This is a genomic window from Pseudoalteromonas luteoviolacea (genome assembly GCF_001750165.1).
In the GTDB taxonomy this organism is placed as follows: domain Bacteria; phylum Pseudomonadota; class Gammaproteobacteria; order Enterobacterales; family Alteromonadaceae; genus Pseudoalteromonas; species Pseudoalteromonas luteoviolacea_G.
Genome location: NZ_CP015411.1, coordinates 2,395,345 through 2,418,550, shown reverse-complemented (window position 1 = coordinate 2,418,550; position 23,206 = coordinate 2,395,345). Strand labels below are relative to the sequence as shown.

Sequence of the window (23,206 nt, the reverse complement as noted above, 5' to 3'; positions counted from 1 at the left end):
TGTGTGGCCTCGCACACCATAAAAATGTATATTAAATATGCAAATTCATCTGCAATGACAACGCTACAATAATAAAAAATCGTGTTTCAGATTATAATAAAGACAACCTAATGACTAACAACAAGACCTACATTCTAGGCGAGCGTGCACTCGTGTTAGAGATAACTCAGGATACCCTTTCTCAGTATCAACAAAAAAAAATTTTCGCCTTACATGCTTGGATGCGTGCGCAAAGAGTATTTATCGATATAGTTCCTGCAAAAACGACAATAACTGGTTATTTGATGCACTCTCAAGATCCAGAATATTGGTTGGCCAAACTACAAGATGCTTGGGAAAACATTGAACCCGAGGCTTATGAACCAACAATTCACACTATCATCACACATTATGGTAAACATCATGGCCCTGATTTACAGTCAGTTGCCAATTTAACCGGCTTAACTGAGTCACAAGTCGTTGAGTTACACAGTGAGTGCAAGTATCAAGTAAAGTTTTTAGGCTTTTTGCCTGGATTTGCTTACCTTGGGGATTTAAACCCTCAATTACACTTACCACGACTCGACTCTCCTAGAACACATGTACCAAGAGGTTCTGTAGCGATCGCACAAGATCTCACAGCTGTCTACCCTAGCGAATCTCCTGGTGGTTGGAGATTAATAGGCCGCACAGATACCATCTTATTTGATCATAATTTAGATTCACCCAGTATTTTACAACCTGGAGATATAGTGAAATTTGTACCGAGCACGGAGGGTATATGCTAACAATCTTAAAATCTGGTATTCAAACATGTATACAAGATTTAGGAAGGATAGGTTTTAGACACTTGGGCGTTTCACAATCAGGTGTATTAGATCCATTAGCAGCAAAATGTGCCAATATACTTCTAAATAATCCGCAAAATACCCCTGTTCTTGAGATAACTGTTGGTCTATGTCGGTTTAAGTTTGAGAAACCAACTAACTTCGCCATCACAGGAGCCGATCTTTGCGCAGAACTATCTGGCCAAAAATTGACAGCTGGCTGGCGTTATCATGCTAACGCGGGCGATATTTTAACGTTTGCAACAAGTAAAACGGGGCTTAGAGCCTATTTTGCGGTTCAAAACGGATTTTCTTCATTGCGTCCAATCATGAATTCATATTCTACGGACATACAAGCCGAATTCGGTGGTTTAACAGGAACAGCCCTCGAGGATGGTGATTTGCTGGACTATCCATCTCACTCAGCACTTAGCCCTATCGGCGCTGCGTTACCCGAATATACAGAATCTCTTCGTGTTATTTTAGGCCCTCACCTAGACATACTGCCGAAAGACAATCAACAAAGTTTACTTGAACAGCTTTGGCGAGTGTTGCCTCAAAGCAACCGTATGGGGGTTAGGCTATCCAATGATTTAGATTTAACCCATAACAAAAGCGTTGCCAGCCAAGGTGTGAGCCCTGGCACAATACAATTGCCACCAAATGGCGAGCCAATAGTGTTACTTAATGATTGCCAGACAACAGGTGGTTATCCAATAATAGCCCAAGTCATTGATGCCGACCTTCGGCATTTAAGTCAACTTAGCGCAGGACAGGCTTGCAGATTTGTTGCTGTTGACAGAGCCGAGGCCTTACATGCACAAATTAAACAATCACAACACCTAGCGCAGCTAGAAATAGCTGTTCAACATCACAATAAGAAAAACTCATGACTGAACTAAACTTACTCCCATTAACAGGGATTTTGGTTGTCGTGCTGGGCTTTGCCCTACGATTCAACCCTTTATTAGTAGTCACCGCAGCCGGTCTTATCACTGGTTGGGCGGTCGATCTTAATTTTTCTGAATTGCTCGCCACATTTGGCGAGAAGTTTATGAATTCAAGACAACTAGCGAGTTTCCTACTCATATTGCCCGTCATTGCAATTTTAGAGCGATACGGATTGCAAAACCGCGCCAAAAACTGGATAGCCAACATTAAAGGTGCAACCACGGCCAGAATACTAGGAATGTATTTTGTTGTACGTGAATCTTCTGCGGCACTTGGACTCTTGAGCCTTGCAGGCCAAGCTCAAACCGTACGACCACTGCTCGCTCCCATGGCATTGGGTGCAGCTGCAAATCAACATGGCGAACTGCCAAAAGAAGTGAAAGACATGATCAGTGCACACTCTGCTGCATGCGATAACATTGCGGTATTTTTTGGTGAAGATATTTTTATCGCCTTTGGCGCAGTGTTACTGATGGATGCATTTTTGAAAGAAAATGGCATTGCGGGTATCGAACCGCTGCACATAGGTTTATGGGCGATCCCAACGGCTATCTTTGCACTTATTGTTCATTTATTCCGCCTTGCTCGACTTGAAGCCAAGATTTGCAACAAAATTGCTGAAATCAGACAACAAGAAGCACAAAACAAATCAGCAACGTCAGAGGAACCAGCATGAGCGCAGTAATTCATTCACCACAAGCTGAGGCACCGGCATTACTTTCCATTGAAAATATTTATTTGCTGATTGGCTTTTTAGTTTTATTCCTTGTTGTCAAAACACTTCAAGATAAAGGGCATCCAAAACGCTACACTACAGCCCTATTTTGGATGTTGTTTGGTAACGTATTTTTATTTGGCGATCTTTCAATTGCCCTTATTGGCGAAACACTTACGTACCAATGGGTTGGTGTGAGTGTCATCATCATCGCCCTGCTCGCAGGTATGGGCAAAGTATCTATGGGTACTTATTACACGCCAAGTGATGAAGAGCTCGACCAAAGTGCAAAAACAATCGGTAATAAGTTATTTATTCCCGCAGTACTGATTCCAATCATTACCGTAATTTGCACCTTATTTTTAGGTGGCATAAACCTAGGTGGTACTTACTTATTTGACCAAAACCACCTAACTTTGGCGTCATTAACACTTGCTTGTGGTGGCGCTTTGTTAGTGGCATGGAAGTTCACCTCAGGTAGCCCAATTCAGGCGATTGGCGAGTCTAGACGCCTTGTGGACTCCATTGGTTGGGCTGCTATTTTGCCGCAAATGCTCGCCATGCTTGGTGGCGTATTTATTGTGGCTAACACTGGCACCGCGATCCAAGATATTGTCACTATGTTTATTTCGCCAGATAATCGTTTCATGCTGGTTGTACTTTATTGCGTAGGTATGGCACTGTTTACCATGGTTATGGGTAACGCGTTTGCTGCATTCCCTGTAATGACCGCGGGTATCGCAGTACCATTTTTAATTCAGGGACATGATGCAAGCCCTGCACCACTGGTTGCAATTGGCATGTACTCGGGATACTGCGGTACGCTTATGACACCAATGGCCGCGAATTTTAATATCGTGCCTGCCGCGCTTCTAGATTTAAAAGATAAATATCAAGTGATCAAAGTACAAATTCCTACTGCGATCGCCCTACTCATCATCAATATTTTCTTAATGTACGGGGTAATATTTAATGACTAAACCTAATCACCCTACGGTATTAATTACTGGTTTTGAACCTTTTGGTGGCGAAGAGATCAACCCATCATGGCAAGCTGTGCAAAAACTAGAAGGATTAATCATCGAAGGCCACATGGTGGTAACGCGTGAGCTTCCTTGCGAATTTGATACCTCACTTGAATCTCTATACAACAGCATCGCGCTGCACGAACCAAGTCTCGTTTTGTGTGTCGGTCAAGCTGGCGGTAGAAGTGACATCACCATCGAGCGTATTGCCATCAATATCAACGATGCAAGGATCAAAGATAATGCAGGCCACCAGCCAATTGATACCCCTGTGATAAAAGATGCGCCAGCCGCAGTATTTGCCAAACTTCCGATAAAACAAATGCTTTGGGATTTACATGAAGCGCACATTCCCGCCAGTATTTCAAATACCGCTGGGACTTATGTGTGTAATCATGTGATGTATGGATTATGTCACTACATCGAGACACACAAGGCAAATTTAAAAGGTGGATTTATCCATATTCCATATTTGCCCGAGCAAGCAGTGCACCACAGTGGTGCGCCAAGTATGGCTGAGTCTACAGTCATTGCTGCACTAAAAACCATGATTGCGTCTGCTTTGACTCACGATCAAGACTTAGCTATTGCAGCAGGCACAACCCACTAAGTCTTTGCCTTATTTTGGTGCAGAAATGCACCAAAACTTCCCTCTATATTCTTTTCATATGTTTAAAATTTTCTGTGTGACTTAGCCAAAGTTTTCTGTTAGTTATAGTTTAAGCTTTATAAAAAATAACAATATATATCGCAGTGATAAGCCACCTATACAGTGTATAACAACTGGGTGTCGTAACAGGAATGAGGGTACTATGTGTTCAATATTTGGTGTATTAGAAATTCAAGGCTCGGCTGATAAGCTCAGAGCACAAGCAATAGAAATGTCTAAAAAGCTTAGACATCGTGGACCAGACTGGTCAGGGGTATATTCAAGCGAAAAAGCAATTTTAGTGCACGAACGTCTCGCTATCGTGGGTGTCGCCAGTGGCGCACAACCTCTTTATAACCCAGAGAAAACCCATGTGCTAGCTGTCAATGGTGAAATCTATAACCACAAAACATTGGCCGAGCAATTAGAAACTCCATTCGAATTTCAAACAAAGTCTGACTGTGAAGTTATTCTGGCACTATACAAGCAGAAAGGACCAGAATTTTTAGATGATTTGAACGGTATTTTTGCTTTTTGTTTGTATGACGAAGAACAAGACGCTTACCTTATTGGTCGAGATCATATTGGGATCATTCCTCTGTATACCGGCCGCGATCAACACGGTAACTTTTATGTCGCCAGTGAAATGAAAGCATTGGTGCCTATTTGTAATCAAATAGAGGAATTTCCTCCTGGTCATTACTTATATTCAAAAGAAGGCACGTATCACAAATATTATCAACGTGATTGGCAAAACTATGATGCCGTCAAAGATAACCCAGCAAGTGCACTCGAAGTAAAAAATGGCTTAGAAGCAGCTGTCAAAAGGCAACTGATGTGCGACGTGCCTTACGGCGTACTATTATCGGGCGGTTTAGACTCATCTGTTATTTCTGCGATTACTCAACAATATGCCGCCAAACGAATAGAAGACAATGATGCCAGTGATGCATGGTGGCCCAAATTGCACTCGTTCTCTATTGGTCTAGAAGGGTCACCAGATTTAGCCGCTGCACAAAAAGTTGCAGACCAAATTGGCACTGTACACCACCCTATTCACTTTACAGTGCAACAAGGCTTAGATGCGCTTAAAGAAGTTGTATATCATTTAGAAACATACGACGTAACAACTATTCGCGCGTCCACCCCCATGTATTTAATGGCGAGATATATTAAAGCCATGGGTATCAAAATGGTGTTATCTGGTGAAGGTGCGGACGAGCTATTTGGTGGCTATCTATATTTCCACAAAGCTCCGAACAGTAAAGAGTTCCACGAAGAGCTTAATCGCAAAGTATCGAAATTACACATGTTTGATTGCCTACGTGCCAACAAGTCAATGGCGGCTTGGGGAGTTGAAGCAAGAGTACCGTTCTTAGACAAAGAGTTTGTAGATATCGCCATGCGGACTAATCCAGATTACAAAATGTGTAAAGATGGTCGTATCGAAAAACATGTGATCCGTGAAGGCTTTGATGGTTATATCCCAAATGATGTGCTTTGGCGTCAAAAAGAGCAATTTTCAGATGGTGTTGGCTACTCTTGGATTGACTCTTTACGTGATTACACAGAATCACAAGTGTCTGATCAAGATATTGCAAATGCACATTATCGCTTTCCAATTAATACACCAGATAGCAAAGAAGCTTTCTTCTACAGGACCATCTTTGAAGAACATTTCCCGGGTGATGCCGCAGCTAAGTGTGTACCACACGGCAAATCTGTTGCGTGCTCTACACCTGAAGCACTTGCGTGGGATGCAAGCTTTGAGAACAATGCAGATCCCTCAGGTCGTGCCGCAAACGTGCACAACGATGCATATAAACAAAAATAAAGATACCAATCCTATTTGCTGACTATTTAAGCAGCCTAACAAATAAATTACTAGGCTGCTTAAATAACCCTTCACATTATCGGTGTTTATCTTTGCATTTACATACTACACTTGCCAATATCTTAACCTAATAGAGAAAAAACAATGATCGAACAAGGACAAAGCATTCCTGAGTCAGTACTAACCCAACTTACTGCTGATGGTATGCAAAAACATACGTCAGATGCGCTATTTGCAGATAAAAAAGTGGTTGTATTTGCTGTTCCTGGTGCTTTCACACCAACCTGTTCTGCTGCGCATTTACCGGGTTTTGTCGCACTCGCTGACAAAATTAAAGCAAAAGGCATTGATAGCATTATTTGTGTATCAGTAAACGATGCTTTTGTTATGAAAGCTTGGGGTGATGCACATAATGCTGAGGCGTTATTAATGTTAGGTGATGGTGATGCAAGCTTTACCAAAGCATTAGGCCTTGAAATGGATACTGAAACTTTTGGTGGCGTACGCTCACAACGCTATGCAATGATTGTCGATAACGGTGTTGTAACCCAACTAAATGTTGAAGAACCAAAAACATTCGAAGTGAGTAAAGCAGAAGTAATTTTAGAAGCGCTTTAATCACTAAAATTGTCAAACGAAAGGCCAATTTTTTCGTTTGACTTATTTTATATATCTACTTTTGCTAGTGGACTTAATTCGCGCGCATACATACTGCTTTCACTTTCTTGAATTATTAAAGTATCAAAACGACCTTACGTATTTTGTACAAATTTAAAATAAGTTTGATTTAACTCGTCGTCTACTTCATACACAAATCGGTTTTGGCCAAAAAGAAGGTAGTGTGTAAAGCGAGTTTTCGCAGAGGTTATGCATTGAAAGTAGAAAGCGCTCTAGTGTTTCAACAATCAGAGCGCTTTATATGTATCTGAAAATCAAACCTGAGCAGCTAATTCTTGACGTATAATTTCAGCACCCGCACTTAATGCACTTAACTTCTCTCTCGCCACACTGCGAGATAAAGGTGCTAATCCGCAGTTTGTACTTGGATACAGTTTATCCGCGTCAACATATTTCAATGCTTCTCGTAATGTTTCTGCGACCTCTTCTGGTGTTTCAATGGTGTCTGTAGCAACATCAATTGCCCCAACCATGACTTTCTTACCACGAATAAGCTCTAATAGTTCGATAGGTACACGAGAGTTATGACACTCTAACGAAACAATATCGATATTTGACTGTTGAAGCTTAGGGAATACTTCTTCGTATTGTCGCCACTCTGAACCTAGTGTCTTTTTCCAGTCTGTATTTGCCTTAATACCGTACCCATAACAAATATGGACCGCTGTTTCACACTTTAAACCTTCAATTGCACGCTCTAAGCACGCAATACCCCATGCATTCACTTCTTCAAAGAACACATTAAATGCAGGCTCATCAAATTGAATAATATCAACACCGGCAGCTTCTAACTCCTTGGCTTCTTGGTTAAGGATTTTTGCAAATTCCCAAGCCAGTTTTTCGCGACTTTTATAATGATCGTCATATAGTGTGTCGATCATTGTCATAGGGCCTGGTAATGCCCACTTAATTGGCTTATCTGTTTGCTGACGTAAAAACTTTGCATCTTCAACAAATACCGATTTTTGGCGACTAACTGGTCCAACAACCGTCGGAACGCTCGCATCATAGCGATTACGGATCCTGACCGTTTTGCGTGTCTCAAAATCAACGCCATCAAGGTGTTCAATAAATGTCGTTACAAAGTGCTGACGTGTTTGTTCGCCGTCGCTGACGATATCAACGCCCGATGCAGATTGCTCTTGAAGTGAAACACGCAATGCATCTTGTTTTCCATCTATTAGTTGATCCCCCTCTAATTTCCAAGGTGACCAAAGGACTTCTGGTTGTGCAAGCCAAGAAGGCTTAGGCAAACTGCCGGCAGTTGATGTAGGTAATAGTGTTTTCATGATAGATGCTGTTTTATCTTAACTGTAATTATTGGGCATGGCGCGTATTTTTGTGCGTAAGCACATTGATTAAAAAAGTGCTTACACCATCCATTTTAAAATATTTAAAATCGTTATTAAGCGTAATTAGCTGACCATTGTTCAAGGATCGTTTGGTACGGCTTAATAAAGTACTCTTCGGCAAACTTACCTTGCTCCATCGCCAGACGGCTGCGCTCTTCACGGTCATAAACAATCTGTGTAATCGAGTGATCTAAGTTTTTCAAATTTGGCTTATAAACAGCACCAGCGATGGCATTTGCATTATAAATTTCAGGGCGATAAATTCTTTGGAACGTGCCCATAGTACTGATTGTGCTGATCAGCTCTAAGTTTGAGTAGTCATTCAGTAAGTCACCAAAGAAATAGAATGCAAATGGTGCTGCACTGTTTGGCGGCATGAAATAACGTACTTGTAAGCCCATTTTCTTGAAATATTGCTCAGTTAACGAGGACTCATTAGGTAAGTATTCGAAACCTAACACAGGGTGCTGATTTTCCGTTCTGTGATATGTTTTATTATCTGATACACTTAAACAAATCACTGGAGGTTTTTTAAAGTTTTGCTTGTACGCCTCTGAATTTACAAAGTACTGAAACAGTTTACCGTGCAAGTCACCAAAGTCATCAGGAATGCTAAATTGTGGCTTATCTTTATTGTGTGCAAGTAGCCTTACGCTAAAATCGTAATCCCTGACATAAGATGAGAAGTTGTTACCAACGATGCCCTCTATACGCTCGCCAGTTTTGTTATCTAGGATGTACGTTTTTAGTACTTCAATAGAAGGAAATGTTTCGCCGCCACCATCAATATCAATATCTACAGATACAATCTCAAGCTCTACTGAATAGCGGTCGCCTTGTGCATTATCCCAATGTGCTAACGCATTAAAACTATTATCAATCATCTTTAATGCGTTACGTAAGTTAGCTTGACGGCTCTCACCTCTTGCCAAATTTGCGAAGTTAGTCGTAATACGCGTGCTATTTGCAGGCTGATAATTTTCGTCTAATCGAAGGCTTTTAATTGTAAATGTGAATTCTTTGCTCATGGTACTATTTCATCCAAATCTGTTAGGTAACCCTAAATTTATGTCTTGCTCTATCGGGCTTTTTAATCCTGGCCTCGACTCTTCATCCTTAACTACGGCCCAATTACAAATGCTAACCGATAAATTCAGGCGTCTAGACGTCTAGAGCTTTTGATGGGTTATTTATACTCTTAAAGCTAAGTAATTAAAAATGCAATTAATTCAATTAAAACATGAGAAAAATTAATACAGCATAGAATTCAAGCTTTCTAGCCGTATAAGCGTATAAATTATTGAGATAAAGAAGTTAAACAAATGCCAGCTGCTAGGCAGGTATCGTCTCACACAATCGCACCATAAAAGTAACTTATATGAGTATGTTTGCCTTCAAAATTACGAGATGCGAACACAATTTCAATGATGTAGTATTGCAGCCTCAATTATAAGAAGAGATAAATGGAATGAGTGAATTGCTATTATTGGTCTTATTCTGCGCATTACTAGGCAGTGGTGTCGGTTTCCTTGCAGGCTTGCTTGGTATTGGTGGTGGATTGGTGATAGTACCAATTTTAAGTATTATTTTACTTCAATTTGAAATTTTACCAGCCAACCAAGTTGTTATAGCTGCCGTCGCAACCTCACTTGCTTCAATATTATTTACCTCTACTTCCTCTGCACTTGCGCATAATAAAAGTGGAAATGTGCCATGGGAATTGGCACCTTGGATCATGACAGGTGTCGCGCTTGGAGCATTGCTCAGTGGCTTTATGGCCTCCTTGCTGCCGGAAGAAGTCGTTAAATGGATATTTGCCGCATGCGTTGCGCTCATTGCACTTAAAATGTTCTACAGCAGCAACAAAAATGAAGAAAATGAAGGCCGCACAATGCCTAATAAAGGCACTTTAACTATTTTAACGACTATCACAGGTGGAATATCTGCCATGGTTGGTATAGGTGGCGGTGCATTGTTAGTCCCACTTTTAACATACTTTTCTATTAATATGAAAAAAGCGATAGGTTGCTCATCTGCTTGTGGTATTGTCATCGCTTTGTTTGGCTCTGTCGGTTATATCAGTTCAGGGCTGAGCCAATTTAGTCTTGAAGATGGTTTTTTAGGGTTTATCTATCTACCAGCTTTACTTGGAATTGTATGTACATCGTGGTTTACTGCACCTTTAGGCGCAAAAGCAACAAACTACCTACCTGTATCAACTGTAAAGAAAATATTTGCTGCATTACTAGTGATCATGGCTGGTAACATGGCTCTAAGTTAGCCATTTTAGCAATCAAAATATAACAGCCTCAGAACTATTCTGGGGCTATGGCATATCAAAACTCCCCCGTTCATGAGTCATAACCTACCAAGAACACATAGTGTTTTCCAGCTAGTTAAAATACAAAACTAAAACACCCAATTTAAAAACAAAATATTTACAATTACGAAAATATGTTCAACAATGCACTATATATTAAGATTTCAAACCTAATAGCGATAAAAATAATGATAAAGCCTTTAGTATTGTCACTACTAACTCTTACATTGAGCACAATACACTCATCTGCAGAAGCCCGAACATCTACTTATGTATTGTGTTACAAGCAAGGCAAAGTTGCCTGGAGTGAGGAACATTACAATCCTCGTTCAGTGCAATCGGCGTACTACAAGTGCGTCAGTGAGGGCGGAACTCCCCAACTAGTTATCAGCTAACGATGTAATATCAGCACCCTTAGGCAGCATAGGGAAGTAAAACAGAAGACGGCTAGGATAATTTTGACAAACATGTGTTGTCCACCCATTTGGAAATTTCATTACGATACTTAATTGACCATCGCTTTGCAGCTTTAGACTCACTGTTTCCATCAAAAACAGCAAACGAAGCTGCGTCTGCTATCATTTTTTTTGAGAAGTCTATTTTCTTAATTAGTTTATAGACACAAGGGTACAACTTTTCCAATTTTGGCCAACCAGCTTTTCTTAACCACCCCTTTCTTGGATTACCACAGTCGTGTAGCCGGTTTGGATTTATTCCCCAACTAGCATCTGTTTCACATGCCATAGAATACAATGGGAACTCAATAAAACGCCCCGGAATATGCAGGTCAGTCCAGTTAGGAGTCCAATTAATTAGTACTATTGGGATTTTACTTAACCAAGCCTTTTCAAGTTTTTGCCAAAGGATTTCTTCATTTTGCAGCCTTCGGATTGTAAAGTTTAAGTTCAATGCTCTGATCAAGTCGGCATCTTGGTAATCCCAGTCAATGGTGTAAAACACTCCTTTAGATGGTTCAGCATCATTAGCAAACAGTTTTGAGCAATGATTTAGTGCCTTCCAATCAGGCAATCCCGGGCATAGTTCCTCTACATATTGGGGGTACCACCACTCCTCACGAACAGCAACACTGTGTACACCTAAATCAACTATCAAGTTATCAGCAACCATCCTGTTATACTGGCCTGACATTGATTGTTGCCAGATTTCAATTTGAAAGTGAACTAAACCTTTCTGCATAGCACCCCATTGATCGCTTGCAGGCATATCATGATACGTAACTGCATAGCCATATCCCTCAATAATATCGCCTACAACATGCGAAAGTACTCGTTGACTCATCCAATTATTTAAAGGAATAGAGATCGTATCGCTTTTACTTAATGCAGACCAATTTGCAAATAAAAGCCAACAGATACCAAGATAAAGGGTTACTCTAATGTATCTCATAAACATAATACCAATACAAAGTTGCACGCCTGTGATTCATAAACTCACTAGCACTTAAGTATAGTTGAGGTTTCAACTTCCAATTAAAATGACGCACTAATTCTTAGTTAAGGCAATGCAAATTATTTTGGTTACAACGCAAAATAAATTTTGTGAACCCTTTAGGTTGGTTAAACGATAGTTCTGAATGAGTAAAACAGATAAAATAAGGATATTTTGGCCTATCTTTGTCATTATGTATTTGGAGAATTATGTGGTTGGGCAAGCACCGACTAGTGTCCACGTATTATATTGACCCAAGGAAGTCACCGGCAGTGTATTTTTACTCCATAATTTTCCTTCAAAAACTGACTAAAATATTTATAAGAAACGAAATGGTAAGTACTGATAGAACATTTTTAAACAAGCCTCCATCAACAATGTCCACGCCATTAAGGTTGATTACTGTTGTGTTCTTGCATCTAAATTATTAAGTATTCATACTAAGAACCATCCTCACTAAAACATACTTGGTTTCGCCCGTTTCTTTTCGCATTGAAAAGCGCTCTATCTGCTCTATCAAATAACTGCTGAGCATTAAGGTTACAAGTATGATCCCAACTTGTCCCACCTATACTCACAGTTACAAACTCTCCTTGTGACATTCGATGTGGGATTTCTAGCTCATTTACCGAACGGCATATGTTTTGAGCCACACTTTTTGCACTTTCTAACCCAGTATTTGGCATAATTATGGCAAACTCTTCTCCGCCAATTCGAGCAAGCAGTCCATTTTTTACGGATAACCCACTTGATAATGCCTGACAAACATTTTGCAAACAGTAATCACCAAGCTGATGGCCATAGTGATCATTGTATTGTTTAAAATTATCAATATCGATCACCAACAAACAAAAGTGCAGCTTGTGCTTATTACTATTCTCAAATGTGTCTTGTAACACCTGATCATAAACTCTCCTATTAGGGATCCCTGTTAATGGGTCTAAGCTGGCGAGACGCAAAAGCTCATCTTCTCTTGCTTTAAAATGTCGACTAGTGTGGTCTAAAAGATAATTGTAGGTCATACACAAAGACGCATTATTTGAACCGTGTTCAACATTTAGGTGCTGAGGATGACTTTCATTTTTAGCTATTTTGTCAAATTGTTCCATTAAATCTATCAGCTCATCCTTCATACCATGTTCGCCAAAATTTAAGCCTATCGTTTCAGTTTGTGCTGAAACTCGCAGTGGATGAACACGATTGACTATCCAAAGCACAACAAAACCGACTGCGCACACCCAAATCGCACATGCAGCAACACCAATTAACTGGACCACTAACTGGTCAGTGTGAGATTCGAGCTTAAGCTTTTCAAGGGGCACAAACAGCGCTACTGAGAGGGTACCCCAAACACCTCCACCAAGGTGCACTGGTACTGCACTTACAACATCATCAATTTTAAATTTTTCTAACAGGTCACCGAGCAAAACGCTTATACATCCAGAAATTCCACCAATCACAATGGAAGCAGGTAAGTTGACTAAATCCGCACTTGCAGAAATGGCCACTAGCCCAGCCAAAAGACCATTTAACACGTAACGGATACCCTGCATAGAGTGTAAATTCCAAGAGAGTAAAAGTGCGCTTACTCCGCCAGCACAAGCAGATAGTGCAGTATTTGAAAATACCCGAGCCAACTCAGAACTGGGGGTATGAATGCTTCCACCGTTAAATCCAAACCAACCAATAAAGAGTAAGAAGGTACCAAGAGCAGATAAGGGTAAATTTTGGCAATACATTTCTTTAGGCCGGCCTTCATGTGTAAATTTACCAAGCCTAGGACCCACTATAATCAACGCGATTAATGCGACCCAACCACCGACAGAATGAACAACAGTGGCTCCAGCAAAATCGATGAAACCAATCTCTAATAACCAACCAAGTTGCTCTTGCTCGAAATGTTTACCATTCCAGATCCAATGGCCGACAACAGGAAAGAGTACTGTTGCAGTAAGAAACGAGCAAATGATGTAACCTGAAAAGCGCATTCTTTCAGCAACAGCGCCTGACAATATAGTCGCGGCTGTGCCACAAAACATCATTTGAAATAGAAAATATGCGAGGACGGAGGGGTTATCATAACTGTTTAAAGCAAACCTATCAGTACCAAATACGCCGCTTTGGCTAGCACCATACATTAGCCCGTAACCAATTAGCCAAAAGCACACACCGCTGATACAAAAATCAGCAACGTTTTTAAGCGCAACATTGATGTTGTTTTTGCTTCGTACCAAGCCACTTTCAAAACATGTAAAGCCGGGTTGCATGAGTAACACCAATGCTGTACACAACAATGTCCATGTGATGGATATCGTTTGAGGATCTATTTCAATATTTGCCAAAGACATCTCATGCGAATAGATTGATCTTATATGGAGCTTAGACAAGCTCTTTATAATTCTCCAGATGAAAGTTGGTTACAGCATTCTATTACAGAATTATTTTTCTTATTGGGAGTAAAATAGTAACAAAGTCAGATTTGAGAAAATTTTGATGAGTCTATCGTGAGATAATATGAATCTGATTAAACAAAAACAGTAATAAATAACACCAATCCAATTTATTTGGTTTTAAGTGATAAAAAAGCAAAATAAAAAATTTAAATAAAGAGATGCTTTAGCTGTAAGTTCACATAATATACTTACAACATAAACACCTCAAAATTTCATATGAAAATGAAAGTTAAGTTATTCTACCATTCTCATCAACTAGTACGATACTGCCGCCACCACGGCCACCGCTGATTTTTTCCAATACAGATTTAGACTTTAACTCTTTACCAAAATAACTTGCTTTAACTTTTTTATTTTTTGTTACTAGCATTTTCAATCCTTTTATTATTTCTAAAACAGCCACTTAAAATTATATTAAATAGCAACCATGAAAACATTAACATAGAATTTTAAGTTTTATATATCATTTTAAGCTATCACAAATAACAATATTGAATTACAAACCCAGAAAACCTTATTGATTATTAAGTTATTTATTAAAAACAAAATAATTAATAACTACACCACAAAAAAGCCCTAGTATAATTACTAGGGCTAATCTAAAGGAATATTACTCTTACTTTATAGGTATCTTTAGATAATCTTCAAAACCTACATGGATCTACATTAGTGTATTTGATACATTGCTACAGAAGTAGAAAGAAGTAAATTAAGCTTGCCTTTATCATCTAATCTAACTTTTAATGCATCTTTCGATGGGCTACCAAGTAAATCAGGGCTACGACTTATTTTAGAACCAAATGAGTCTGTAAAAATGATATTTGCGTGAGTTGGCTCATCCCATTCGTCACCACCACCTTGCGTAACAAGTATCAGTTCCTGATTGCTTTCAGTTACTGGTGATACAACAAAATCAATTACATTTACGTTAAGCTGTTTTTGGTGTACTTGCTCGAACTTACCATCATTGATCTCATAAACAATCAACGATGTTGTATCACCACCATAAAAGATGCTTTCTTGATACAAACATGCAACTTCTAGTGCTGCATCACTATCAAAATTAAAATATTCAACCTGCATACATGCTTTTTCTATGGTGTCGTTCTTTGCAAATGAGCCATCGGTCAAAGTAAGCAAATTGAGAGAGTTCGATGCAACAACCATATCTACAGAACTGTTGGCAGCAATACTAAAGTCATTTAAATGATCTGAAACAGAAAAGTTGGAAATCAAGGATTGGTTATAAACATCAACGACTTTAACATAGTTATGTGTGCTATAAATCGCGTCAGCAACATTATCACCATTTACATCTGCTGCACCAACGCTGATAAGCGCGTCATTAGAATCTATCGGTAACTGATAGGAAATATCATATGTTGAAAGATCCATAATAGCTAAAGATGTATTATAAAGCGCTGTATCAGGAACCAACAATTCAGACAGTCCATCGTTGTTGAAATCAGCAGTTATCACACTTTGGTCATTATTCCAATTCGTTGACACTTCATCTGACGGTGTGAATTGTCCATTTTTATCCATCTGAACAATGCGACCTCCTCCAGAACCAGAGTTACTTCTTGGTACAAAGAAAACAGCTTTTTCGGTATTTCCAGCCTTTTTAGCCCAGCCAGCAGATACAAAACGGTCCAACTGAGGGGCTATTTTATCTTGTCTAATCGAAAAGCTTTCACCATCTATGTCCGCCGTGATTAACTCATCAGCACCTGAATGATAAACACCAGCGCCCCAGACAAGTTCTAGTTTTCCATCATTATCACTATCACCTACTTGGGTTGAGACAGTGTCATTGTCAATGACATCAACGTTCCATATCTCGGTAAATGTATTTCCACTGTCAAAATTGTAAGCATGTACTTTACCCCAATGACAATTCCCAACGATAAGTTCATCGCTTACGTCATTGTCTAGATTAGCAGCAGTAATTTGACAGTTATTATACTGACTATCTAAGTTGGCAATTTGCGCTTTATCAACAACAGAATAAACTGTAACCCCATTATTATTACCGATAATTTCTTCAATTCCATCTCCATTTATATCTGCTGTAATAATGTCGTTGTAGCCGAACGAATAACCACTTAACCATTCATTCTCCCAAGTCGCTGTATCATATACCAAACCAGAACTCACTATCAGCTCTAAGTTTTCATCTGTATCGACATTACCAAAGCGTACTGTATGCGCGTTGTCTGAATTAGTTTCAAACAATGGCTGTTGCGGTTTTTCTAAAGAATAAATTGCTAGCGTATTTGTTGAGTTAGAGTGCTTTTCATTTGTAAGGAAAACAGCCAGCTCAGGTATCCCATCGTTATTAGTATCTTCAAGTGCACCAGATACTGCATCTTCTTCAAATGTTAATAGCTTTCGCGCTTCTGAATTCAAATTATCAATAACACTTAAACCATTTTCAGTTAAGACATAAATTTCTTTTTCAGAATCATCATCTGTATTAACTGCAAATACTTGCTTTATTCTACCTTCCGTAGGTAGTGCATAGGGATATAACCACTTTTGTTCAGGCGTACCATTATTATATGTAATTAGCATCACACGGTTAAAATGATCGGTAGTGAGTATTTCATTCTTGTCATCACCATCGAAGTCATTAATTAAAATATTATTACTCTTTTTAGGAACCTCAATACCAGAACGAGCTATTGGTAAAGAACCCGGTGAATTCACCGTTACAGTAAAGCTCGCTTCACTGGGGTTTTGCTCATCAGCAGATGAGAAGGTAAAAAAGTAGTCTTGGGATGAGAACAGCATTTCTGATGGCGTAGTCCAAGATATTTGACCATTTTCATCAATAGTTGCGCCAGCAGGAGCAGAAGTTAGAGCACTCGTGCTTGTTTCAAGTTTATTATCAGGATCAACAACTTTCGCTGTAAAAACAACATGCTGATTCGCAGACAATGTATCAGGCAAACCTGATATTTCAATTTGATTAGGTGCATCAGCCAAGGTAATTGACGTGCGATAACTTAAAACTGAATTTGCACCATCAGACACCTTCATTGCAACTTCAAGGACATCACCAAAAACAGCAACACCTGCTGGAAGCGTATTGGTATACTGGCCCTCTACTAACTCATCATTCACATACCACTCAAAGCTAACAACCAAGTCTTCTATCGCTGTATCCGGATCACTGTAACTACCACCTTCAACAGTGATAGGCATAGTTGTATCCGGTGAGTTACCATAAAAGTAAGGACTACTTACACTAGGTGGTAAAGACAAAATATTAAGCGGTACTGGGTTTAGATCTGTGTAATTTCCAGCTACATAATCTCGAATACTCATAATATAAGCACCTAGATCATTTTCATTATCTAAATCTACGTCTTGATAGAACACTGGGTAAGTATCATTAAATGAAATTGTTGCACTCGAGTTGATGCCGGATATTTTAATGTCACCTTCAAGGAAGCTTGGTGAATAACCTTTTAAATCAGTCGCATCTACAGTCACAATGCCCGAATCGCCAAATTTTACCGTACCCGACAAACTTAAGCTTTGATTATAGCCATCATCATACTTTAATCCTTCTACACTTAGCTGAGATACAACTTGACTACCATTTTTATCTTCAAGCAAGATATTCTGAGTTACGTATACGGTATCGGTTTGGGTAGCTTTAAAACTACCTGTTAACTTCTGCTGCTCTCTTCTATCAGACATTTCAAGCGCATCAAAGTAGATGCCAATTTCGTTAGTTTCAACTGAGCTTTTTACGGTGATATTACCTGTGATCGTTGCATAATCATAATTTGCACAATTGATAAACTTAGCAGAAATTATACCACTGCCTGACTCACTTGCTGAACCAGAATAAATGACTGTACCACCATTGTCACAGCGCTCTGTTCCCTCTATGCTTCCGTTGCTTTTTATATGATTTTGAATACCAGGAAAATCAAAGTCAGTAAAAGAACTAGCCGAATCATCAAGTAAATGAGTGACGGTTTTTTGAACGAGTTCAAGGTTTATTTCAGAATTATTATCTAGGCCCGTATACCTACTTTTTAAAAGAGAATTAGCAGCAGTGTCCAATTCAGAAAACGTTTTACCTTTTGGGTTTGTCAACGTTTCGCTTGCTACACTTTCTTTCGATGGGCTATCACTACCCCCACCACAGCCAGCAAGTACTAAAGATAACGCAAATGCGATAGATGATTGTTTGAATTTTATCATTTAATTTAAAGTCCATTTTGGTCTTTTGTTTTTCATGGGTGAATTGTACCCAAAACACAAATAATTTCAAAACCAATAGCTACCTGATCCATAGGTAATCAATTTTAAAGCTAATAACTAGACTCCAAAAAAAAACATAAAAAACTGTTTTAAATACACTTTATATCAAAAAAGTCATATTGATATGATATTCAATATTAAAAATAATTAAAATATTAATGTTTATATATCGTTAACAGGAATAGAGGTGGGGAGCTAAAAGTAAATAAAAATATGGAAATCATGCATATTGTTATTTATTGCACAATCAGATGCAGAAATGCCCTTAGCAGAAAGAAAGCTATGGGCACTATTTAAATTCATTAGATTAGTTCAACCTAAACTCTTCTAATAGCCTAACCAAATCAGCTGATTGCTCCTTAAGCTTTTTCGCCGCAGTTTCAGCATTTTGCGTATCAGATAGAGAGCGCTTACTCGAGTCGTCCACTTTTACTATTTCTTTCGACATGTCAGCAGCAACCGTCGCCTGCTCTTCAGTATCATTGGCAATTGATTGGATCATTCCAGCAATCTCTTGTGCACCACTAACAATCTCATTTAATGAACCACCTGCTTGTTGAGCAAGTTCAACACTATTATTAACCTGTTCAACACTCACATTCATCGCATTAACGGCAATTTGTGTTTTATCTTGAATCGCTTGAACTGTAGAGGATACTTCTCCAGTCGCTTTTGTTGTTCTCTCCGCCAATGTTCTTACTTCATCAGCAACAACCGCAAAACCACGGCCCTGCTCACCAGCTCTAGCAGCTTCAATAGCCGCATTCAATGCGAGTAAATTCGTTTGCTCAGCAATACTACCTATCACACCAATCACATCACCAATCTGCGCACTTAAATCCCCTAAGCTCGTAATAGTACTCGCAGTTTTTTGTACTTCGCTGGCTGCATTTGTAATTTCTTCAACAGTGTGTCTAACGACTCCTCCACCCTGATCAGCCAAATCTCTAGCACTCTCTGCATGTTCCGCAGCATCTTTCGCCCGTTGTGCTACTTCCGCAACCGTAGCACTCATTCGCTCAATTTCAGAAGCAATAATAGTAGATTGCTCAGAGCTACTTTGACTTAAGCTTGCTATTCTCTGGTTTATTTCTGCAATATCTTCACCGGATAGTTCTACATTACTCGCAACCTGATCTACACTTCGTATTAAGTTGCTGAGTGACTCAACCATTTCATTTGATGCACTTGCTAATCCATCTATCTCATCTTTTCCTTCATGTTCAAGTGGCTGCAAAGACAAGTTACCACGAGCTGTTTCACTCGCCACATTAAGCACTTTCGTGATTCTTGACGAAATTGAATTGCTCAATATAAAAGCCACGACTCCACTACCGACAGCTGCTAATATTGTCAGTACGACAATCACAGTAAGCATAGATTGCATATCTTCATCTAGCTGAATTAGAGCATTTTCCGCATCGGCTTTTTCTTCGTTGGTCGATTTATCTAAAATGGCTTCCATCTTTTCAAATAACTGTAACTCAAGCTCATGTACAACCTTTACCGACTTGGATTTAGCACTTGGGTCAAAGCGTTTAAACACTTCATGTGCACCTTCATATAATTCGTCATGAAGTTGCTTAATTTTATTTAAATTAGTCACTTCAACAGGCTTTCTTTCTAATGGCCTTAATAACTCCAAGTACTTTATAAACCGCTTCGAGCCCTCTTCAAAAGCATCTTTTTCATCCAGTTCACCGGTCATAAATTCAGTGAGTGATGCGAGCATATCTCCTTTCTCATCGACCATTTCGAGGTATAAACGAACGCCAGGCAGGTCATCTGAAACCGCTTCGACTATATCAGTAGTTTTTAATGCATCGGCAAACTCTTCTTCTTTCAGTCTATCAAGTAACGTTTCAAGCTCTGCACCCACTGAGTTTTCAAGCGTATCAACAAATTTAAATGCCCACCTCTCTGTCACAGGATCATAAACATCAAACACTTCCCTTTGTGCTCTTGACTTAAATTCACTAACAATCCTTTCAATTTCTGCCATCTTAGCTCTATCTGATTCAGTCGCAGACTCCAGTGGCCTTAGGTTTTTGTAGACATCCATGAACTCATTATAATTTTCGTAAAATTCCGCTTTTTTACTCTCGTTACCAACTACATAATCAAGTAACTCAACATGCATGTCGCCAATTTCATCCATCAATTGCAAATAATATATCGCGGCAGGCACGTCATCACTGTGTACCTCTTCAGTTACACGAGATAACGACGTTACTTGAAACCAAGTCACAGCACTGGATATGACCATTAACATAACAATGATGCCAAAAGAGAGGTAAAGTTTTTTATCTAATTTCATGGGCCACAACTATATGTAAATTGTCTAGAAAGATAGCCCTAGATAACAAGCAGCATATGAGACGGCAAGGTTCTAATCCTTTTTGATTATGTGAAATTAAATAACCCGAGTAGAAGCGTCCATGTTTGAATAACCACCTCGCCAGTTCAAAATTGAGCAATCTGTCCGTCGAGATACATAAAACTTAGCTTAAAAACACAATGTTTCAAGATTACCGATTTTGTTACTTTGTATTAGTACAGTTAAAGGTAAAAAAGTAACTTGAGAAAATATGTTCAATGAATTAGCCAAAGTTGAAACTTACCCGCTCAAAACTCCGCAGGTGACGCTGTGTAAATATCTGAGTTTGCATAATGAACAGAATTATACAAAAGCTTATCGTTGTGCCAGTCAAAGTCACTGCTGTCTGATGTAATTAACAACTTTTGTATGTTTTTTAACTCATCGTATTGATATAGCTGATACCTTCTCGACTTGACTTGCTGCCAAAGCCATTGACTTGCCTGTTTTTGCAAATTAAACCGACTTTGAACAACCAACGGGATAGTTTTAATTTTTTCAGACCTGACAGGCGTATGATCTACGCCCGTGAAATATTCACCATGGATGTCTTGCCAAATTATATCATCCGTAGATTTTGAGAATGACACAAACTGCCAGTTTGGGTCTTCACTAATTAGTGTATCGCTGCGAGTGTCGTAATAATGAACGCGCCATTTATCACTGTCTTTCAAACTAAACGCAATCGTACTGTCATCTTTAATTGATAATCCGACAATCTCAGTTTGAGGGATTTTTAATTGCTTAATATGACCACTGTTAACTGAAACTTGAAAAACCTTATTGTGTGTTAACACGAAAATGAACCGTCCACTGTCAGTCCACTTTAAATCAACTATGTGCTGTTGCATATTAAACTGTGTCAATACGGCCCTGCGTTGTGTTGTAAAGTCATAAAGCCACACTTGTTCACGCCCCGTCGCCAAACTTACATAAGCAACCGATTGACTATCATAAGAGAACCTAGCCAATCGTTCATCAACGGAAGTTGCCGCCAATGTTCTCTGCGACTTCGACGTCATTGAATAATATGTAATATTCCTATCTCGAGACCCTGTGCTGAACAAGTAACCCTTGCCATTTGGATGGCGACTTAAGCCAAATAAAGCATGACTATTGGAATACAATGTTGTTCGATCGTTCCCTGCTAAATCATAACTCACGATTTCATTTCCTGGGTAACCACCCAGTAATACAAGTTGTTCACCAGAGTGACCCCAAACAGCCCCACCCTCGTTATTAAACAAATGTTCAAATGTATGATTTTCGATATCGATAACATACAAACCAGTCGAAAATTGGCTGTCAATAGCACTTATTAGCAGCTTGTTTTTTGTTGGGTGCAAATCAAATTGACTGTAGCCACCGAGCCCAGTAAGAGGTTGAGCTAAACGTGTTTTGACGCCAGTTGATAATTGCAAGCTAAATAAATAAAAAGGCCCACCAGGGTAAGCGGCTTCGTTAAAGATGAGTAAGTCATCATTGTGCGTAAACGAAATTTTCCCATAACTGCCAGTTCGACAGTTATGTATCAACTTTGGTTCGCCTATCTCTCCATCATCAAAACTTCTTAGAAAATACTGACAACTGTTCGCTTTAGTGGTCAGATAGACAAATGCTTTACCGTCTTTTCGCCATGATGCAGGTCCTTCCCATGTATCAACACCATGATCGATAACATCAACCTCTTCGTTATTAAGCGTTTTTAGTTTTAAACTGATGCTTCCATTATGTACTTCAGTAAACAAGAGGTATTGACCATCAGGTGACAAATGAGGGTTTAGTTCCAAACCAGGCTCTCGCGTCAATGCGCTTACATCGGTTAATCGTTCTTGATTGGACTTTAAGGGGCTTTGCAACACTAAGTATAAAAATGACAGCAAAAGCACTGCCAAAATGCCCATAGCTAAAAAAGTCACCCTATTAAATTTGTGCGTGTTTAAACTTTTATCGGAATCTCGAGTTTCAATAGGTTGGCTTTCAACTATCACGCTAACATCTGCAATAAGCTGATACCCTTTTTTGGGAAAGGTCACAATAAAAGCAGGCTTTCTGGGATCATCATGCAAGGCTTTTCTTAATTTGGTGATCACACGATTGACGGCATTATCTGTGACTATGCGCCCTTCCCACACTTGCTCAATTAATTCGTCTCTTGAAACCATGGTATGTGGATGCAAACAAAAAAATCGCAACACTTCTGAAACCATGGGTTCAAGCTGAGTCTTTCGACCACCAAAAGTCAAAGTTAGGGTTTGATCACAAAATGTAATTTCACCTATTTTCCAACGCATCACATCTCTTTATTATTATTAA

General features: G+C 39.3%; 16 protein-coding genes. 8 read left to right on the top strand and 8 right to left on the bottom strand.

The window, feature by feature from the left end; translation table 11 throughout:
• Positions 1 to 110: 110 nt before the first annotated feature.
• The 7 genes from pxpB (at position 111) to S4054249_RS10180 (ending at position 6,598) form a co-directional block, all read left to right on the top strand.
• Positions 111 to 767 carry a 5-oxoprolinase subunit PxpB gene (pxpB, locus tag S4054249_RS10210; RefSeq protein ID WP_046355090.1) on the top strand — a complete coding sequence of 219 codons (657 nt, stop codon included), beginning with the start codon at positions 111 to 113 and terminating at the stop codon, positions 765 to 767.
• Positions 761 to 1,699, top strand: a complete 939-nt coding sequence (locus tag S4054249_RS10205; protein WP_046355091.1) for a biotin-dependent carboxyltransferase family protein — start codon at positions 761 to 763, stop codon at positions 1,697 to 1,699. The genes pxpB and S4054249_RS10205 overlap by 7 nt, the downstream gene beginning before the upstream one ends.
• Positions 1,696 to 2,433: a DUF969 domain-containing protein gene (locus tag S4054249_RS10200; RefSeq protein ID WP_046355092.1), complete on the top strand. Its 738-nt coding sequence runs from the start codon at positions 1,696 to 1,698 to the stop codon at positions 2,431 to 2,433. Before S4054249_RS10205 ends, S4054249_RS10200 begins: the two co-directional genes overlap by 4 nt.
• Positions 2,430 to 3,452 carry a DUF979 domain-containing protein gene (locus S4054249_RS10195; RefSeq protein WP_046355093.1) on the top strand — a complete coding sequence of 341 codons (1,023 nt, stop codon included), beginning with the start codon at positions 2,430 to 2,432 and terminating at the stop codon, positions 3,450 to 3,452. Before S4054249_RS10200 ends, S4054249_RS10195 begins: the two co-directional genes overlap by 4 nt.
• Positions 3,445 to 4,107 carry a pyroglutamyl-peptidase I gene (gene pcp, locus S4054249_RS10190; protein ID WP_046355094.1) on the top strand — a complete coding sequence of 221 codons (663 nt, stop codon included), beginning with the start codon at positions 3,445 to 3,447 and terminating at the stop codon, positions 4,105 to 4,107. Before S4054249_RS10195 ends, pcp begins: the two co-directional genes overlap by 8 nt.
• 202 nt (positions 4,108 to 4,309) lie before the next feature.
• Entirely contained in the window at positions 4,310 to 5,980 is a 1,671-nt protein-coding gene (gene asnB / locus S4054249_RS10185) for an asparagine synthase B (RefSeq protein WP_046355095.1), read from the top strand.
• A 144-nt stretch (positions 5,981 to 6,124) separates the two neighbouring features.
• Positions 6,125 to 6,598 carry a peroxiredoxin gene (locus S4054249_RS10180; RefSeq protein WP_046355096.1) on the top strand — a complete coding sequence of 158 codons (474 nt, stop codon included), beginning with the start codon at positions 6,125 to 6,127 and terminating at the stop codon, positions 6,596 to 6,598.
• Positions 6,599 to 6,912: 314 nt separating this feature from the next.
• On the opposite strand, the gene S4054249_RS10175 is transcribed toward S4054249_RS10180, so the two are convergent.
• Together S4054249_RS10175 and S4054249_RS10170 are read right to left on the bottom strand one after the other, a co-directional pair.
• The gene (locus S4054249_RS10175; RefSeq protein WP_046355097.1) at positions 6,913 to 7,947 is read right to left on the bottom strand and encodes a methionine synthase; all 1,035 of its coding nucleotides are present in this window, start codon (positions 7,945 to 7,947) and stop codon (positions 6,913 to 6,915) included.
• A 116-nt stretch (positions 7,948 to 8,063) separates the two neighbouring features.
• A complete protein-coding gene (locus S4054249_RS10170) occupies positions 8,064 to 9,038 on the bottom strand; it encodes a DUF1852 domain-containing protein (protein WP_046355098.1) in 975 nt (324 codons plus the stop codon).
• A gap of 440 nt (positions 9,039 to 9,478) precedes the next feature.
• On the opposite strand from S4054249_RS10170, the gene S4054249_RS10165 reads away from it, so the two are divergent.
• Positions 9,479 to 10,291 (top strand): sulfite exporter TauE/SafE family protein, encoded by an 813-nt coding sequence (locus S4054249_RS10165; protein WP_046355099.1) that lies wholly within the window; start codon positions 9,479 to 9,481, stop codon positions 10,289 to 10,291.
• A gap of 486 nt (positions 10,292 to 10,777) precedes the next feature.
• Here the strand turns inward: S4054249_RS10165 and S4054249_RS10160 are convergent, their stop codons facing one another.
• The 6 genes from S4054249_RS10160 to S4054249_RS10140 all read right to left on the bottom strand — a co-directional run bounded on the left by S4054249_RS10160 (position 10,778) and on the right by S4054249_RS10140 (position 23,184).
• On the bottom strand, positions 10,778 to 11,737 hold the full coding sequence (locus tag S4054249_RS10160; protein ID WP_230851840.1) for an ABC transporter substrate-binding protein: 960 nt from the start codon (positions 11,735 to 11,737) through the stop codon (positions 10,778 to 10,780).
• Positions 11,738 to 12,219: 482 nt separating this feature from the next.
• Positions 12,220 to 14,121: an ammonium transporter gene (gene amt / locus S4054249_RS10155; protein ID WP_196764531.1), complete on the bottom strand. Its 1,902-nt coding sequence runs from the start codon at positions 14,119 to 14,121 to the stop codon at positions 12,220 to 12,222.
• 340 nt (positions 14,122 to 14,461) lie between these two features.
• Positions 14,462 to 14,602, bottom strand: coding sequence for a hypothetical protein (locus tag S4054249_RS26550; protein ID WP_155401352.1), 141 nt, complete (start codon positions 14,600 to 14,602; stop codon positions 14,462 to 14,464).
• Between the two features lie 296 nt (positions 14,603 to 14,898).
• A complete protein-coding gene (locus S4054249_RS10150) occupies positions 14,899 to 18,453 on the bottom strand; it encodes an FG-GAP repeat domain-containing protein (RefSeq protein ID WP_046355101.1) in 3,555 nt (1,184 codons plus the stop codon).
• Between the two features lie 367 nt (positions 18,454 to 18,820).
• On the bottom strand, positions 18,821 to 20,830 hold the full coding sequence (locus tag S4054249_RS10145) for a methyl-accepting chemotaxis protein (protein WP_046355102.1): 2,010 nt from the start codon (positions 20,828 to 20,830) through the stop codon (positions 18,821 to 18,823).
• Between the two features lie 308 nt (positions 20,831 to 21,138).
• The gene (locus tag S4054249_RS10140) at positions 21,139 to 23,184 is read right to left on the bottom strand and encodes a winged helix-turn-helix domain-containing protein (protein ID WP_046355103.1); all 2,046 of its coding nucleotides are present in this window, start codon (positions 23,182 to 23,184) and stop codon (positions 21,139 to 21,141) included.
• Positions 23,185 to 23,206 lie beyond the last annotated feature (22 nt).